The organism is Streptomyces sp. NPDC126499 (assembly GCF_040302485.1).
Taxonomy (GTDB): domain Bacteria; phylum Actinomycetota; class Actinomycetes; order Streptomycetales; family Streptomycetaceae; genus Streptomyces.
This window is the reverse complement of record NZ_JBEOUO010000011.1, coordinates 44,902-60,869: the sequence shown is the minus strand read 5'-3', so window position 1 is coordinate 60,869 and position 15,968 is coordinate 44,902. Positions and strand designations below refer to the sequence as shown.

Annotated in this window: 12 protein-coding genes; 4 read left to right on the top strand and 8 right to left on the bottom strand. The window is 73.6% G+C overall.

Features of this window, described 5'->3' with window-relative positions:
* Nucleotides 1-141: 141 nt before the first annotated feature.
* The 3 genes from ABTZ91_RS18390 to ABTZ91_RS18380 all read right to left on the bottom strand — a co-directional run bounded on the left by ABTZ91_RS18390 (nt 142) and on the right by ABTZ91_RS18380 (nt 3,476).
* Nucleotides 142-1,050 carry a carbohydrate ABC transporter permease gene (locus tag ABTZ91_RS18390; protein ID WP_407077975.1) on the bottom strand — a complete coding sequence of 303 codons (909 nt, stop codon included), beginning with the start codon at nt 1,048-1,050 and terminating at the stop codon, nt 142-144.
* Nucleotides 1,047-2,024: a carbohydrate ABC transporter permease gene (locus ABTZ91_RS18385; RefSeq protein ID WP_407077974.1), complete on the bottom strand. Its 978-nt coding sequence runs from the start codon at nt 2,022-2,024 to the stop codon at nt 1,047-1,049. Before ABTZ91_RS18385 ends, ABTZ91_RS18390 begins: the two co-directional genes overlap by 4 nt.
* Before the next feature lie 147 nt (nt 2,025-2,171).
* Nucleotides 2,172-3,476, bottom strand: coding sequence for an extracellular solute-binding protein (locus ABTZ91_RS18380; RefSeq protein WP_352078207.1), 1,305 nt, complete (start codon nt 3,474-3,476; stop codon nt 2,172-2,174).
* 295 nt (nt 3,477-3,771) lie between these two features.
* Between ABTZ91_RS18380 and ABTZ91_RS18375 the strand changes: the two genes are divergently transcribed.
* A complete protein-coding gene (locus ABTZ91_RS18375; RefSeq protein ID WP_352078206.1) occupies nt 3,772-6,549 on the top strand; it encodes a glycosyl hydrolase in 2,778 nt (925 codons plus the stop codon).
* A 136-nt stretch (nt 6,550-6,685) separates the two neighbouring features.
* Here the strand turns inward: ABTZ91_RS18375 and ABTZ91_RS18370 are convergent, their stop codons facing one another.
* The 4 genes from ABTZ91_RS18370 to ABTZ91_RS18355 all read right to left on the bottom strand — a co-directional run bounded on the left by ABTZ91_RS18370 (nt 6,686) and on the right by ABTZ91_RS18355 (nt 11,245).
* Complete coding sequence (locus tag ABTZ91_RS18370; protein ID WP_352078205.1) at nt 6,686-7,711, bottom strand: LacI family DNA-binding transcriptional regulator; 1,026 nt, start codon at nt 7,709-7,711, stop codon at nt 6,686-6,688.
* Between the two features lie 183 nt (nt 7,712-7,894).
* Complete coding sequence (locus ABTZ91_RS18365) at nt 7,895-8,995, bottom strand: NADH:flavin oxidoreductase/NADH oxidase (RefSeq protein WP_352078204.1); 1,101 nt, start codon at nt 8,993-8,995, stop codon at nt 7,895-7,897.
* Nucleotides 8,996-9,051: 56 nt separating this feature from the next.
* Nucleotides 9,052-9,885: an aldo/keto reductase gene (locus ABTZ91_RS18360; protein WP_352078203.1), complete on the bottom strand. Its 834-nt coding sequence runs from the start codon at nt 9,883-9,885 to the stop codon at nt 9,052-9,054.
* A gap of 94 nt (nt 9,886-9,979) precedes the next feature.
* Nucleotides 9,980-11,245 carry an MFS transporter gene (locus tag ABTZ91_RS18355; protein WP_352078202.1) on the bottom strand — a complete coding sequence of 422 codons (1,266 nt, stop codon included), beginning with the start codon at nt 11,243-11,245 and terminating at the stop codon, nt 9,980-9,982.
* 339 nt (nt 11,246-11,584) lie between these two features.
* Here ABTZ91_RS18355 and ABTZ91_RS18350 point away from each other — a divergent pair, with 339 nt between their 5' ends.
* Nucleotides 11,585-13,354 (top strand): sigma-70 family RNA polymerase sigma factor, encoded by a 1,770-nt coding sequence (locus ABTZ91_RS18350; RefSeq protein WP_352078201.1) that lies wholly within the window; start codon nt 11,585-11,587, stop codon nt 13,352-13,354.
* Between the two features lie 56 nt (nt 13,355-13,410).
* Nucleotides 13,411-14,037, top strand: a complete 627-nt coding sequence (locus ABTZ91_RS18345; protein WP_352078200.1) for a DUF998 domain-containing protein — start codon at nt 13,411-13,413, stop codon at nt 14,035-14,037.
* Nucleotides 14,038-14,252: 215 nt separating this feature from the next.
* On the opposite strand, the gene ABTZ91_RS18340 is transcribed toward ABTZ91_RS18345, so the two are convergent.
* Nucleotides 14,253-15,101, bottom strand: a complete 849-nt coding sequence (locus ABTZ91_RS18340) for an SDR family oxidoreductase (RefSeq protein ID WP_352078199.1) — start codon at nt 15,099-15,101, stop codon at nt 14,253-14,255.
* A gap of 250 nt (nt 15,102-15,351) precedes the next feature.
* Between ABTZ91_RS18340 and thpR the strand changes: the two genes are divergently transcribed.
* Nucleotides 15,352-15,933 carry an RNA 2',3'-cyclic phosphodiesterase gene (gene thpR, locus ABTZ91_RS18335; RefSeq protein WP_352078198.1) on the top strand — a complete coding sequence of 194 codons (582 nt, stop codon included), beginning with the start codon at nt 15,352-15,354 and terminating at the stop codon, nt 15,931-15,933.
* Nucleotides 15,934-15,968 lie beyond the last annotated feature (35 nt).

Here is a 15,968-nt window from a genome sequence, read left to right as displayed (position 1 = left end):
AGGAGTGAGACGACGGGGAGGCGAGGAGGGTGGAACGGCGGGGAGGAGAGGAGTGCGGGACGGCGGGGAGGGCAGGACGGCGGAGAGGCGAGGCACCCGGCCGGGGCCGGGGCCGGGGCCGAGGAGGCCGGCGGGCCCGGCTCAGCCCTTGACCGCGCCCTGCATGATGCCGCCGACGATCTGCCGGCCGAGGAGGCCGAAGACCAGCAGCACCGGAAGGGTGCCGAGCAGGGTGCCCGCCATGATCACGGACTGGTCGTTGACGTAGCCGCCGCCCAGCTGGCGCAGCGCGACCTGGACGGTGGGCTCGGAGGAGGTGAGGGCGACGATGGGCCAGAAGAAGTCGTTCCAGGACGCCATGAAGGTCAGCAGGCCGAGTACGGCCATGCCGGGCCGGGCGACGGGCACCACGATCGACCAGAAGATCCGGCCCGTCGAGGCGCCGTCGACCCGGGCCGCCTCGATCAGCTCGTCCGGCAGGGACTGCACCAGGTACTGCCGCATGAAGAACACACCGAACGCGGACACCAGACCCGGCAGGATCACCGCCTGGAGCCGGCCCGCCCACTGGAGTTCGGCGATCAGCATGAACAGCGGGATCACGCCCAGCTGCGGCGGGATCATCATCGTGCCCACCGTGACGGCGAGCAGGGCGCCCCGGCCACGGAACCGCAGCTTGGCGAAGGCGAACCCGGCGAGCGTGCAGCACAGCACGGTGCCCAGCGTGATCGAGCCGGACACGATGAAGGAGTTCAGCAGGGCCTTGCCGATGTCGGCCTCCTCCATCACCGCCTCGAAGTTCCGGATCAGGCTGCGGCCGGGCAGCAGCGCGGGCGGCACCTGGGCCAGCTCGGCGTTGGAGCGGCTGGCGGCGACGATCGTCCAGTAGAAGGGGAACGCCGAGACGAGCACGGCGAGGGTGAGGAGCGCGTACGCGAGCTTCCCGCCCCGCATCGTGCGCCCGGCGCGCGAGCGGCGGCGCCCGCGCCCGGTGGCGGGCGCCCCGGGGGCCGGGCGCGTGACCGGCGGATCGGCGAGCGAGGTGGTCATCGGCCGGCCTCCTTACGGGTACGGCGGCGGGCGATCAGGGCGTTGGCCCCGACCAGGAGCAGGATCATCAGGAACATCACCCAGGCGATGGCCGCCGCCCGGCCCAGGTGGAAGAAGCCCCAGCCCTGCTCGTACAGATAGAGCCCGAGCGTCTGGTACTGGTGGGAGATGCCGCCGGAGACCGATCCCTCGAAGAGCAGCGGCTCGCCGAAGAGCTGGGTGGCGCCGATCGTGGAGACCACGACCGTGAAGACGATCGTGGGCCGCAGACCCGGCAGCGTGACATGGAGGAACTGCCGCCACTTGGACGCCCCGTCCATCTCGGCCGCCTCGTACAGCTCGTGCGGGATGGACTGCATGCCGGCCAGGTAGATCAGCGCGTTGTAGCCCGTCCAGCGCCACACGACGATGCTGGAGACGGCGATCTGCGAGGCCACCGTGCCGTTCTGCCAGTCGACCGGCCCGACGCCGACCAGCCCGAGCACGTAGTTGACGAGCCCGAAGTCGCGGCCGAAGAGCTGCGCGAAGACGAGGGTGGCGGCGGCGACGGAGGTCGCGTACGGCAGCAGCATCGCGGTGCGGAAGAAAGTGCGCCCGCGCAGCTTGTAGTTGAGCAGATGGGCGAGGCCGAGGGCCATCAGCAGCTGCGGCACCGTCGACAGCACGCCGATGGTGAACGTGTTGCGCAGCGAGGTCCAGAAGAACGCGTCGCCGAGCAGGGCCGTGTAGTTGCCGAGGCCCCGCCACTCCATGTCGCCGGGCGTCTGGAGCTCGACCCGGTACAGCGACACGAACGCCGTGTACACCAGCGGGAACAGCCCGAAGGCGGCGAACAGGGTGAAGAAGGGGGCGAGATACGCGTACGGGGAGACGCTCCGCCACGCGCGCCGGAGCACGGGCGGGCGGGGCGGCCCGGACGCACGGGGCGGGCGGGGCGGTGCGATCGGCTTCGCGGAGGAGGAGGCGAGGGTCACGGGCGGCCCTTGGGGGTGAGTCGGTACCGGAGCGGAGCGGGGCGGGGCAGGGCGGGTCTTGGCGGGCCCCCGGGCCGCCACGGCGGCGGCCCGGGGGCTCCCGGCGGGAGGTGGGGCACGGCGGGCCCGGGGAAGGGGGGCGCGGGGTCAGCCGATCGTGTTGGCGACGCCCTTCCTCGCGTTCTCCCATGCCTTCTCGGGAGCCGTTCCCTTGCGTTCGACCTCGCTCAGGGCGTTGGTGATCTGCTGGGCGATGTTCTGGTCGTGGACGCCGAGCACCTGGACGGGAGCGGCCTTCGCGGCGTCACCGAAGATCTTCCCGATCGGGGCGTTCGAGAAGTAAGGGTCCTTGGCGGCGGCGACCTTGTCGATGGCGCCGGTGGCCGAGGGGAAGTTGCCGTTCTTCTCGAAGAGCTTCGCCTGCTGCTCGGGCGCGGTGAGCCAGGCGATCAGCTCGTACGCCTCCTTCTTGTGCCGAGCCGCCTTCGGCACCGAGAGGTAGGAGCCGCCCCAGTTGCCGGCGCCGCCCGGCAGTGCGGCGATGTCCCACGTGCCCTTTCCGGCGTCGCCGGCCTGGCCCTTGATGTAGCCGAGCATCCAGGCGGGGCAGGGGAGGGTCGCGAAGGAGCCGGCGGCGAACGCCTGGTTCCACTGCGGGGACCACTGGTCCAGCTTGGCGCTCAGGCCGCTGCGCGCCGCCGCGACCGAGGTGTCCCAGGCCTTCTTCAGGGCGGGGTTCTTCTCCCAGATCAGGGCGCCGGAGGCGTCGTAGTAGCGCTCCTTCTCCTGCCCGATCATGATCGAGTAGAGGCTGCCGACGCTGTCCAGCCAGGCGCTGTTCGCGGGCGCCTTGGCCTTGTACCGCTCGCCGAGCTCCAGATAGCCCTCCCAGGTCGACCACTTCTTCGCGAGCTCCTCGCGGTCGGTGGGCAGCCCGGCCTTGCGCAGCAGGTCGGTGCGGTAGCACATGGCCTCGGGGCCGACGTCGGTGCCGAGGCCCAGGACCGCGCCGTCGCGGCCGGTGGCGGCGGCCCACTTGGCCTCGGCGAACCGGTTCTTGAGCCCGTCGGCGCCGTATCTGCGCAGGTCCTCGAACTTGTCCGCCTGCTGCTGGGTGACCGAGGCGATCCGCCCGACCTCGACGGCCTGGACGTCGGCGAGACCGCCACCGCCGGCGAGCCGGGTCTGCAGCGACTTCCAGTAGTCCGCCTCGTCCTCGGTGTCGGTCTGCTTGATCGTGACGTTCGGGTGGAGCTTCTCGTACTCCGCGTAGAGGCCGGCCTCCTTGTACCCGAAGGAGCCGAACAGGTCGACCGTGAGGGTCACCTTGCCGCCCGGACCGGCGGACGACGCCTCGTCCGGTGACCCGCCGCAGGCGGCGAGCAGGGCCCCGGCCAGAACGACCGCTCCCAGACGGACGGTGGCCCTCTTGGCGGCTCGGGCGATGGGCATGGGAAGCCTCCCTTGGGTTTGGAGCGGAGAGAAGAACGCGTCGAGGGCGCCGTCCGCCCGGCGGCCCCGCCGTTTGAGAGCGCTCTCAAAGATGCGTCTGGAGCGTGCCCGCCCGGTGTCCGTCCCGTCAAGACTCGAAGGCGTAACGGGTTGGACTCACCCTCAAGTCCCCCCGCCGTTCCATCTATTGACACCGTTGTTTCAGGAGTTTTACGTTCACCGGCATCTGAGAGCGCTCTCGCGCCCCGGATCGCGCTGACACCCCTATCCGTCGTGATGACACGAGGTGCCGCCCATGCCCGCCCCCCGCAACCGACCGGCCGCCGTGCTGGTCCTGGCCACCGCCCTGGCCGCGGTCGGACTTCTGCCGACCGCGTCACCGGCCGGGGCCGCCACCGTCCCCGTAGGCTCCGGCAGTTACTCCGACAGCCGCCCCGCCGGAACCTCCGGCCCCACCACCCACACCGGCACCCCCGTCACCCCCAAGGTCACGGCGGCCGCCCAGGGCAGGCCGGTGCCCACCAACGACTGGTGGTCCTCCCTGGCCTTCCAGCGCTACGGCGACAACCCGTACTCCACCCCCATGTACGGACACCCCCTCACCTACCAGGCCACCGCCGCCGGCCTCGACATCGGCTACCCGACGAGCCCCCAGATCGTCGGCGACGGCCGCCAGTACGAGTACCCCCACAAGCGGGACCTCACCGTCGGCCTCAGCGGCCTCAACTCGCCCGACACCAAGGCCGACGCCTGGTCCGACTGGACCGTCACCCCCTACTGGTCCGACGGCACCCGCACCCTGCGCACCACCATCGGACACGGCAGCCCCTTCGTGTACGCCAAGGGCTCCGGCGGCAACGCCCAGATCACCACCGCCACCACCCCCACCGTCTTCGCCGACCAGGGCAACGTCCTCGGCATCACCGTCGCCGGACACCACTACGCCCTCTTCGCCCCCACCGGCACCGACTGGAACGTCTCCGGCAGCACCATCACCACCGGCCTCGGCGGCAAGGACTACTTCTCCGTCGCCGTCCTGCCCTCCACCGGCGCGCTCGCCACCTACCGGAAGTACGCCTTCAGCTTCGTCACCGGCTCCACCGTGAACTGGAGCTACACCGGCGGCACCGTCCGGGCCACCTACACCCTCACCACCGAGGCCAAGGAGGGCACCGAGCGCGGCACCCTCCAGGCGCTCTACCGGCACCAGTGGCTCCACACCACCGACGCCCTCACCCCGTACACCTACGTCTCGCCGCGCGGCACCATGAAGGTCCGCGAGGCGGCCTCCTTCACCACCGCCCAGAAGGCCTCCGCCGTGCTGCCCGCCCTGCCGAGGACGAACGGCGTCGACACCGCCCGGCTGCGGGCGTACCTGGGCGAGACCGCGAACGCCTCCGACCCGTTCTCCGGTGCCGTCGACACCTACTGGACCGGCAAGGCCCTCGGCAAGCTCGCCCAACTCGTGCCGGTCGCCGACCAGATCGGCGAGGGAGCGATCCGCGACAAGCTCCTCGGTCTGATCAAGGGCCGCCTCCAGGACTGGTTCACCGCCGGCGGCGCCAACGAGTTCTCGTACGACCCGGCGTGGAAGACCCTCACCGGATACCCCGCCTCCTACGGCAGCGACACCGAGCTCAACGACCACCACTTCCACTACGGCTACTACGTCTACGCCGCCGCGATCGTCGCCCAGTACGACCCCGCCTGGGCCGCCGGCTCCGCCTGGGGCGGCATGGTCAGGACCCTGGTCCGCGACACCGCCAACCCCTCCCGCACCGACGCCGCCTTCCCCTTCCTGCGCGGCTTCGACGTCTACGCCGGCCACAGCTGGGCCTCCGGCCACCAGGGCTTCGCCGCCGGCAACAACCAGGAGTCGTCCTCCGAGTCCACCAACCTCAGCGCCGCGCTCGTCCTGTGGGGCTCGGCCACCGGCGACACCGCGCTGCGCGACCTCGGCACCTATCTGCTGACCACCGAGGCCGAGGCCGTCGCCCAGTACTGGTTCGACGCCGACCAGCAGGTCTTCCCGGCCTCCTTCGGCCACGACACCGTCGGCATGGTCTGGGGCAGCGGCGGCGCCTACGCCACCTGGTGGACCGCCAACCCCGAGGAGATCCACGGCATCAACGTCCTGCCCGTCACCGCCGGCGGCTCCCTCCACCTCGGCGGACGCAAGGACGCGATCCGCCGCAACATCGCCGAGATGGAACGCGAGAACGGCGGCCCCGCCGTCGAATGGCGCGACATCCTCTGGGAGTTCCAGTCGCTCGCCGACCCGGCCGCCGCGAAGGTGAAGTGGGACGCGGGCCACGCCGCCTACACCCCCGAGGCCGGCGAGTCGAAGGCGCACACCTACCACTGGATCGGCACGCTCGACGCGCTCGGCGCACCCGACGCCGGCGTCACCGGCGACCTGCCCACCTCCGCCGTCTTCACCAAGGGCACGGTGCGGACCTACGCGGCCCACAACCACGGCTCCGCCGCCCGGACCGTCACCTTCTCCGACGGCAGGACCCTGACCGTGCCCGCCCGCTCGACCGCCATCGGCACCGGAACGGGCGGCGACCCCGGCCCGGACCCCGGCCCGTCGACCGGGAACACCTTCCAGCTGCGCTCCGGCGGCACCCTCACCACCGCCACCGGGGGCACGGCCGGGGCCGACACGATCGCCTCCGCCGACGGCGCCAACCACGACGGCACCCCGTACAAGCCGCTCGTCTACGAGGCCCGCGGGGTCAACGGCACCCTCACCCCGGGCGCCTCCACCGCCTTCCGGCTCCAGGTCGACGCCGGAACCACGGTCGGCCTCGGCCAGCAGGCCAGGATCAGCTACGACCTGACCGGCGACGGCACCTTCGACCGGACCGAGACGTACCACTACTTCGCCACCGACCCGCTCACCGGCTGGGAGGAGTACGCCCAGACCCGCGGCCTTTCGTCGGCGACCGGCACGCTCGGCAACCTCACCAACGGCACCGTGCGCCTGGAGGTGTGGAGCGCCATCGGCAACGGGACGTCGAGGCTCCAGACCGGCACGGACCGGTCCGTCCTGGTGATCCCGTACGGCTGAGCCGCCCCGGCGGCGAAGCCGCGCGACGAAGCCTCCTGGGAAACGGCGGGCACCGCGGAGACGCGGTGCCCGCCGCAGCCGTCTCGCGGGCCGGGGCTCCCGGGCCGGGGACCCGCGCTCGGGCTCCCGCTCCGTCTCAGGCGGACGCGCGGCGGACCAGCGCCGTCGGAGTGACGATCGACTCCGGCGTACGGTCACCGCCCTCGTCCAGGACCCGCATCAGCAGCCGCACCATCAGCCGCCCCATGCCCTCGATGTCCTGACGCACCGTGGTCAGCGCGGGCTCGGTGTCCCGCACCACCGCGGGCATGTCGTCGAAGCCGACGACCGCCACGTCCTCGGGGACCCTGACCCCCCGCTCCCGCAGCGTCCGCAGGGCACCCGAGGCCATCAGGTCGTTCGCGGCGAAGACGCCGTCCACGTCCGGGCACCGGTCGAGGAGTTCGGCCATCGCGCGGGCACCGCTCGCCGCCGTGAAGTCCCCGTCGGCGACCAGCGCCGGATCGGCGCCCGGCAGGACGTCGTGGTAGCCGTCGAGCCGGTCGAGCGCCGCCATCAGATCCCGGGGCCCCGCGATGTGCGCCACGCGCCGGCGCCCCAGCGCGACCAGGTGCCGTACGGCCTCCCGGGCGCCACCCCGGTTGTCGCAGTCGACGTACGGCACCGCCACGTCCCGCCCCGCGGCCGACCGGCCGCCGAACACGGTGGGGATCCGGGCCCGCCCGATCAGCGCGGCGAGCCCCCCGTCGTTGTGCAGCGAGAACGCGAGCGCCCCGTCGACATGGCCGCCCCCGAGATACCGCGCGATCCGCTCGTGGTCGTCGGGCCCCTCGACCCACAGCAGCACGAGCTGCGAGTCGTGCGCGGCCAGCTCCCGGCTGATGCCCCGCACCTGCTGCTCGAAGAACGGATCGGAGAAGATCCGGAACTCCGGCTCGGCGATGATCACGGCCACCGCCCCGTTGCGCCGGGTCACCAGCGTGCGCGCCGCGTGGTTGGGCACGTAACCCAGCTCGTCGACCGCCCGCCGCACCTTCTCCACCAGCGGCTCCCGCACCCCCGCGCCCCCGTTCACGACCCGCGACACGGTGGCCCGCGAGACCCCGGCCCGGGCGGCGACGGCTTCCAGCGTGGGGCGGGACCCCGTGCTCGGCTCGGGCAAGGCGGGCGCTCCTCATCTGCTGCGGGCACGTCGGTACGCCGGTGCGTCCGTACGCCGGCACGGCGGCCCGTCGATCGGCCCGGCCAGGATATCCGGCGCGCCGTGCCGTTGAGAGCGCTCCCAGCCCCGGGGCCGGGGGAGACGGCGGGAGACGGCGGGAGACGGCCATGCCTCCCGGGGGCCTTACGCCCGGTGGTACTGGACCGGCGAGGGCACCTCGTCGCCGAGGGCCACGGCGGCGTGCCGCGCCCAGAACGGGTCGCGCAGGAGCTCGCGGCCGAGCAGCACGGCGTCGGCCCGGCCCGAGGCGAGGATCTGCTCCGCCTGCTCCGGCTCGGTGATCAGGCCCACGGCCGCCACCGGCATGTCCGTCTCCCGCCGGACCCGCTCGGCGAAGGGCACCTGGTAGCCGGGGTGGACGTCGATCCTGGCGTCGGGGACATTGCCGCCCGTGGACACGTCGAGCAGGTCGACCCCGCGTGCCTGCAGCTCCTTGGTGAAGCGCACGGTGTCGTCCAGGGTCCAGCCCTCCCGGTCGTCCTCCGGGTTCTCGGTGAGCCAGTCCGTGGCCGAGACGCGGAAGAACAGCGGCAGCTCGTCGGGCCACACCGCGCGGACGGCGTCGACGACCTCCAGCGGGAAGCGGGTGCGGCCCTCGAAGGAGCCGCCGTAGCCGTCGGTGCGGTGGTTGCTGTACGGCGAGAGGAACTGGTGGATCAGATATCCGTGGGCGCCGTGGATCTCCGCCACCTCGAAGCCCGCGTCGAGGGCGCGCCGGGCGCCGTCCGCGAAGGCCCGGACGAGCGCGTCGATGCCCTCCTGGTCGAGCTCCTCGGGGGTCGTCGAGTCCGCCGAGAACGGGATCGCGCTGGGGCCCACCGGCGTCCAGCCGTGGGGCTCGTCCGGGGCGATCGGCCGGCCCCGGTCCACCCAGGTGCGCTCGGTCGACGCCTTGCGCCCGGCGTGGGCCAGCTGGATGCCGGGCACGCTGCCCTGGCTCTTGAGGAAGTCGGTGACGCGCCGGAAGGCGGCGACCTGGGTGTCGTTCCAGATGCCGAGGTCGTACGGGCTGATGCGGCCCTCGGGAACGACGGCCGTCGCCTCCGTGATGATCAGACCGGTCCCGCCGGTCGCCCGAGCGGCGAGGTGCGCGAAGTGCCAGTCCGTCGGAACGCCGGCCGCGTCACCGTCCGGGGCGGCGCTGTACTGGCACATCGCGGCCATCCACACGCGGTTGGGCACGGTCAGGGACCTGAGGGACAGGGGGCTGAAGAGAGAACTCATCCGGTGACTCCTGGGTGGTCGCGATGATCTACAGATGAATGATGGGGGTTCTGGAACTAGTCGAGGGTGTCGGGGTGCGGACCGGTGCGCAGGTCGGCGTCGAGGCCGGAGACCGCGGCCATCTCCTCCTCGGTCAGGGAGAAGCCGAAGACGTCGAGGTTCTCCCTGATACGGGCCGGGGTGACCGACTTCGGGATGACGACGTTCCCGAGCTGGAGGTGCCAGCGCAGCACGACCTGGGCCGGCGACCTGTCGTGGCGGTCGGCGAGTTCACGGAGCAGGGGGTCGGCGAGGACGGCGCCCTGGGCGAGCGGGCTCCAGGCCTCGGTGGCGATGCCGTGGGCGGCGTGCAGCTCGCGCAGGGTGCGCTGCTGCAGGCCCGGGTGCAGTTCGATCTGGTTGACGGCCGGGACGAGATCGCTGTGGTCGAGCAGGCGCGTCAGGTGCGCCGGCTGGAAGTTGGACACGCCGGCGGCGCGGACGCGGCCGTCGGCCACGAGCGTCTCGATGGCCCGCCAGCTGTCGAGGTAGAGGTCCCGGGCGGGGGCCGGCCAGTGGATGAGGTACAGGTCCACGTGGTCCAGACCGAGCGCGGCGAGGCTCCGGTCGAAGGCCCTCAGCGTGCTGTCGTAGCCCTGGTCGGCGTTCCACAGCTTGGTGGTGACGAACAGTTCCTCACGGGCGAGGCCGGAGGCGGCGAGCGCCTTCCCGACACCGGCCTCGTTGCCGTAGATCGCGGCGGTGTCGACGGAGCGGTAGCCGGCCTCCAGGGCGTGGGTGACGGCCGCGGTGGTCTCCTCGTCGGGGACCTGGAAGACGCCGAAGCCGAGCTGGGGGATCTCGACGCCGTTGTTGAGCGTGATCGTGGGGACGGTGGGGCGGGAGGTCATGACGTTCCTCGGGGGTGGGAGAGGGTGGGGCGGGAGGGGTACGTGGGGGAGCGGCGGGTCAGTGGTGGCCGGCCGGCCCCCGGGCACCGGCGGCTCAGTGGTGGCCGGCCGGCACCCGGGCGGGACCGGTCGGGGCGCCGGTGGCCGCGGCCGTGTCGGCGACCGTGCCGTCGGCGGCCGTGGTGCCGTGGTTCCCGGAGGAGGCCCGCGCGGCCCGGGTGCGCCGGTCCAGGGCGGCGGCGAGGACGGCGAGCAGCAGGGCCGTACCGGCGAGGAGGGCGCCGACCCAGTTCGGGGCGGTGTAGCCGAGCCCCGAGGCGATCACCGTGCCGCCGAGCCAGGCGGCGAGCGCGTTGCCGAGGTTGAAGGCGCCGATGTTGGCGGCGGAGGCCAGGGTGGGCGCGGCGGCGGCCTGGTCGAGGACCCACTTCTGCAGCGGCGGCACGGTCGCGAAGCCGAGGGCGCCGATCAGGGTGAGGGTGATCGCGGCGAGGACCTTGTCGTGCGCGGTGAAGGTGAAGGCGAGCAGGGTCAGGGAGAGCGCGCCCAGGGTCGCGAAGAGCATGGGCATCAGCTTGCGGTCGGCGAAGCGTCCGCCGACGAGGTTGCCGAGGAACATGCCGATGCCGATGAGGACGAGGAGCCAGGTGACGGAGGACTCGGCGTAGCCGGTGACCTCGGTCATCATCGGGGTGATGTAGGTGATGGCGGCGAAGACGCCACCGAAGCCGAGGACGGTCATCGCCATGGCGAGCCACACCTGGACGTTCTTGAAGGCGGCGAACTCGGTGCGGACGTTCGCGGCCTCCGGCCGTCCGGTCTCGGGCACCAGCCGGGCCACGCCGAGGAGGCCGAGGACGCCGAGCGCGGCGACGATGACGAAGGTGACGCGCCAGCCGAGGGCCTGGCCGATGGAGGTGCCGCCCGGGACGCCGACGATGTTGGCGACGGTCAGGCCCATGAACATCAGCGAGATCGCCGAGGCCCTCTTCTGCGGGGCCACCAGGTCGGCGGCGACGACCGAGCCGATGCCGAAGAAGGCGCCGTGGGCGAGCGAGGCGACGACCCGGCCGGCGAGCATGAGCCCGAAGGTGGGCGCCAGCGCGGAGAGCGCGTTGCCGGCGATGAACAGGCCCATGAGGAACATGAGCATCTTCTTGCGGGAGACCTTGGTGCCCAGCACCGTCAGCAGCGGGGCGCCGAGGACGACGCCCAGGGCGTAGCCGGTCACCAGCCAGCCGGCGGTGGGGATGGAGACACCGAAGTCGCCGGCGACCTGGGGCAGCACGCCCATGATCACGAACTCGGTGGTCCCGATCCCGAAGGCCCCGATGGCCAGGGCCAGGAGCGCGAGAGGCATGGCGGAGCACCTTCCAAAATGATTGCGGGGAAGCCTTACGTGCTTCGACAATACTTGCACACGCGCTATAAGTGCAAGCGCGTGAAGCTGTGACTCGACTCTGCCTTCGCTTGCAAGCTTCCCCGCGAACCTCACCCCGAGGACCGGCCGGGCCCCGCCGTGCCCGCCGGCTGTCGGAGGGGCCCCGACCGGAGCCGGTCACTTGGCGGGCCCGGTCCCCGGCCCCGTACGCCGGTCGTCGAAAATCTCTTCGGCGGTTTTCGTTATCCGGCGGGCGTCGCGCGATCTCCCAGGTGTTGGGCACCGGCAACAGGCAGGACGATCAGGATGAAGCAGGGCATGGAAGCACCGAACGGCACGGAGCTGGTCAGGGCCGCGCAGGGCGGCGACCCGTGGGCGCGGGACCGGCTCGTCGCCGCGTACCTTCCGCTCGTCTACAACATCGTGGGCCGGGCGATGAACGGCCACCACGAGGTGGACGACGTCGTGCAGGAGACGATGCTGCGGGCGCTCGACGGGCTCGGCGGCCTGCGGTCCCCGGACAGCTTCCGCTCCTGGCTCGTCGCCATCGCCATGAACGCCATCCGCGCCCACTGGCACCGCCGGCAGACCGGCGACACCACCGGCGCCCTCGACGACGCGCGGGACCTCGCGGAGCCCGGCGCCGACTTCGTGGACCTGACCGTCGCCCGGCTTCAGCTGTCGGGACAGCGGCGCGAGACCGCCGAGGCCACCCGCTGGCTGGAACCCGAGGACAGCGCCCTGCTGTCCCTGTGGTGGCTCGAATGCGCCGGAGAGCTCACCCGGCCCGAGGTCGCCGCCGCCCTCCGGCTGTCGACCGAACACACCGCCGTCCGCGTCCAGCGGATGAAGGAGCGGCTGGAGACCGCCCGGGTCGTCGTACGGGCCCTCTCGGCCCGGCCGCTGTGCCCCACCCTGCGCACCGGACTCGACGGCTGGGACGGCCGGCCCTCGCCCCTGTGGCGCAAGCGAATAGCCCGCCACGCCCGCACCTGCCCCCACTGCGCCGGCCTGTGGAACGGCCTCGTGCCCGCCGAGGGCCTGCTCGCCGGGCTGCTGCTCGTGCCCCCGGCGGCCCTGCTCCTCACGCACGTCCGCGACAGCGCCGGCTTCGGCCTCGCCGCCGCGGCCACGCCCGTACCCTCGGCGTCCACGCCCGTACCCGCCGCGGGCGCCCCGGCCCGCGGCGCGGACGGCCTGACTACCGCCGCGGACGGCATGGCGGGCGGTGTGGACGCCCTGTCCCACGCCGCCGACGGCACCCGTCCCGGTGCGGACCGTGCCCGGCACGCCGCCGCCCCCGGGCCGCGCGGCGCCCGCCGCAAGGAGCAGCAGCGCCGGCGCGGCCGCCGCCGGGCCGTCGCCGCCGCGGGCCTCGCGGTGGTGGCCGTCACCGGCGGGACCTTCGTCCTCCTCACCGGCCCCGAGGGCGGCGACCCGGACGCCACCGACGTGACGCAGGCCTCCGCCCCCGACGCCGCCTCCGACCTCACCTCGCCGTCGTCCACGACGCCGGGAACGGGCACCGGCACGGCCTCGCCGTCCTCCTCGACCAGCCCCCGCCCGAGCCGCACCGCCCAGCCGAGCCGTACGGCCACGCCCTCGCCGTCCGCCGAGGCGACCACCACGCCCCCCGCGCCCCGTCCCACGGCGCTCGTGCACCGTCCCCGGCCGAGCGGCGCCACCGCCGCCGGCGGCGGCTCCGGCGACACCTCGGACTCCCGCCAGGTGATCGACCTGGTCAACACCGAGCGGGCACGGGCGGGCTGCGGGCCGCTGACGGAGAACGGCCTCCTCACCCAGGCCGCCCAGGGCCACTCCGACGACATGGCCGCGCGGAACTTCTTCGACCACACCGACCCCGACGGCGACGGCCCGGACGAGCGCGTCACCGCCACCGGATACCGCTGGTCCACGTACGGCGAGAACATCGCGAAGGGCCAGCGCACCCCGGCGCAGGTGATGGACTCCTGGATGAACAGCCCCGGCCACCGGGCCAACATCCTCAACTGCGACTTCCGTGAGATCGGCATCGGCATCCACACCGCCGGCGGCCCCTACTGGACCCAGGTCTTCGGCGCGCGGTGAGCGCACGCCCGGCGTGCTCCACCGCCGGGCGCAGCCGTCCCGCCTACGGTGATCCGATGCGAGCCGTACCGAAGTGGACCCTCGTGCCGTCGGGCTGCGCCCCCGTGGTGCTGGTCGCCGGCTGGACGACCGCGGGCGCGCTGGAAGGACCGTCCTACGACGCCGTCCGGCAGACGATCAGCGTCCTCGCGGCGTACGGCGCCGCGGGGTTCTGGGTGATGACCGGCGCACTGCTCGCCCTGGGCGTGTGCCACCTCGCGACCGCCTGGGGGCTGCGGGCGGCCGCCCCCGCCGGGCGCGCGGCGCTGGCCGCCGGGGGAGTGGCGGCCCTGGCCGTGGCGATGGTCCCGACGCCGAGCAGCGGAGGGGCGCTGCGGCACGGGTCCGTCGCCGCCGTCGGTTTCACCCTGCTCGCCCTGTGGCCGGTCCTCGCCGCCCGAGGCGGCGACCGGCCGGCCCCGTGGGCGCTGCGGCGCGCACCCGCCTACGCGGCCACGCTCCTGATGGGGCTCGGCGCGCTCTGGTTCCTGGTCGAGGCCAACCGCCAGGGTGCGGCAGGCGTCGCCGAACGCCTGGTGACCTGCGTCCAGTCCGCGTGGCCCCTGGTGGTCGTCGTCTCGTGCCTGCGCCACCAGCGCGCCGGCGCCGACCGCCGGTCGCCCACCCGGCGAGCGGCGCCCTGACGGTCCGCGTCCTCGCTCCTCAGGCGGGCTAGGCGCCCCGAGGCCTCGGCGTGCGCTACGCGCCGGCACGCCCGGCGTGCCTACGCGCCCGGCGCTTCCTACGCGTCCTATGCGCCCGGCACTTCCCGCCCTTCCGGCCCTTCCTGCCCTCCCGGCGCCCGGGCCCCGGGCGCCCCGGCTCCCGGCGCCCCGGCCCCCGGCCCTCCCGCCGTGCCCTACGCGCCCGGCGTGCCCGGGGCGCCGGCCGTGCGGGGCTCCATGCGGAACTCGAAGCCCAGGGTGCCCGGGTCCAGCGCGGTCGCGCCGCCGTCGACGGTCAGCACCGCCCCGTTGACGAAGGAGGCGGCGGGCGAGAGCAGCCACGCGATCGCCTCGGCGACCTCGCGGGGCTCGCCGGGGCGCCCGGCCGGAAGGACCCGGGTCACCTCCGCGTACGCCGCCTCGACACCGCCGTCCTCACCGCCGTCCTCCAGGCCCGCCTCCTCGGCGAACCGGTTCATCCGGCGGTCCGCCATGTCGGTGCGCACCCAGCTCGGACACACCGTGTTGGCGCGCAGCCCGGCACCGCCGTAGTCCACCGCGAGCGAGCGGCACAGCTGGAGCAGCGCCGCCTTGGAGGTGGCGTAGGCGGCGTTGCCGACGCCGTTGCGGAGGGCGGACACCGAGGCGACCGCGACCACGGCCCCGCGGGCGTCGAGGAGATGCGGCAGCGCGGCGCGCAGCAGGTGGAACGGTCCGGTGAGGTTCGTCCGCATGACCGCCTCCCAGTCCTCCAGGGTCACCTCGCCCACCCCGCCGCCCCGCCCGATCCCGGCGTTGAGGACGAGGCCGTCGAGCCGGCCGTACACGCGGAGCACCGTGTCGACGAGTTCGCGCACCTCGTCGGGCTCGCCGATGTCCGAGGGCACGGCCAGCGCGCCGGTCTCCTCCGCGACCAGCCGCAGCGGCTCGGGACGGCGCCCGGAGACCGCCACGCGATGCCCCTCGGCGCCGAGCAGCCGGGCGGTCGCGGCGCCGATGCCCGTCCCGCCGCCGGTCACGAGGTACACACGCTGGTCCGTCATGGTCGTCGAGCCTCCGTCGTCGTCCGCGTCCCCGTGATCATAGGCAGGCCCCCGGCGTCCGCCCTGGACCACCCGACCGCCCCGACCGCCCCGACCGCTCTGCAGGACCTGACCGCCCCGGCCGCCCCGTAGGCCCCGGCCGTCCCGGCCTTCCGCCCGGCCCGGGCGCCGGCTCCATCACCCCGGCCACCACCGTCGGCTCACCACCCCGGCATGACGGAACGGACCCGGACGCGGTACGAAGACCCGCGTGAACGAACAGTCCTCAGCCACGACCATCCGCGTGTTCATCGCCCTCGCCCCGCCCGACGACGCGAAGGAGGAGCTGGAGCGGGCGCTGCGCCCCGCCTACGACGCGTACCCGCGCATGCGATGGAACCGCATCGAGGACTGGCACATCACCCTCGCCTTCCTCGGCGAGATCCCCGCCGCGTCCGTCCCGCCGCTGCGGGCACCGCTCGCCGAGCTCGCGGCCACCCGCCGGCCCGTCGAGCTGGCCCTCCAGGGCAGCGGCCACTTCGACGAGCGGGTGCTGTGGAGCGGGATCGGCGGGGACGTCGACGGGCTGCGGCTCCTCGCCGCCGACGTCCGCGCCCTGGTCAGGAGATGCGCCATCCCCTTCGAGGACCGGCCCCTGCGCCCGCATCTGACGCTGGCCCGCGCCCGGCGCGGTGACCGGTCCTCGGTGCTGACGGCCGCCGCCGGGCTCGCGGACTTCACCGGCCGCCCCTGGCACAGCGAGCGGCTGCACCTGGTCGGCAGCAACATCGGCCGGGGACCCGGACCGATCCACTACCGCGACCTCGCGTCCTGGCCCTTCGACGGACCCTGACCGCCGGTCCCGCCCCGTACCGGCGCGCCCGCCCG

Coding starts and splice junctions, on each gene's coding strand:
- ABTZ91_RS18365 (WP_352078204.1), bottom strand. CDS start 8,995: ATGAGTTCTCTCTTCAGCCCCCTGTCCCTCAGGTCCCTGACCGTGCCC.
- ABTZ91_RS18375 (WP_352078206.1), top strand. CDS start 3,772: ATGCCCGCCCCCCGCAACCGACCGGCCGCCGTGCTGGTCCTGGCCACC.
- ABTZ91_RS18350 (WP_352078201.1), top strand. CDS start 11,585: ATGGAAGCACCGAACGGCACGGAGCTGGTCAGGGCCGCGCAGGGCGGC.
- ABTZ91_RS18340 (WP_352078199.1), bottom strand. CDS start 15,101: ATGACGGACCAGCGTGTGTACCTCGTGACCGGCGGCGGGACGGGCATC.
- ABTZ91_RS18360 (WP_352078203.1), bottom strand. CDS start 9,885: ATGACCTCCCGCCCCACCGTCCCCACGATCACGCTCAACAACGGCGTC.
- ABTZ91_RS18390 (WP_407077975.1), bottom strand. CDS start 1,050: ATGACCACCTCGCTCGCCGATCCGCCGGTCACGCGCCCGGCCCCCGGG.
- ABTZ91_RS18345 (WP_352078200.1), top strand. CDS start 13,411: ATGCGAGCCGTACCGAAGTGGACCCTCGTGCCGTCGGGCTGCGCCCCC.
- ABTZ91_RS18355 (WP_352078202.1), bottom strand. CDS start 11,245: ATGCCTCTCGCGCTCCTGGCCCTGGCCATCGGGGCCTTCGGGATCGGG.
- ABTZ91_RS18380 (WP_352078207.1), bottom strand. CDS start 3,476: ATGCCCATCGCCCGAGCCGCCAAGAGGGCCACCGTCCGTCTGGGAGCG.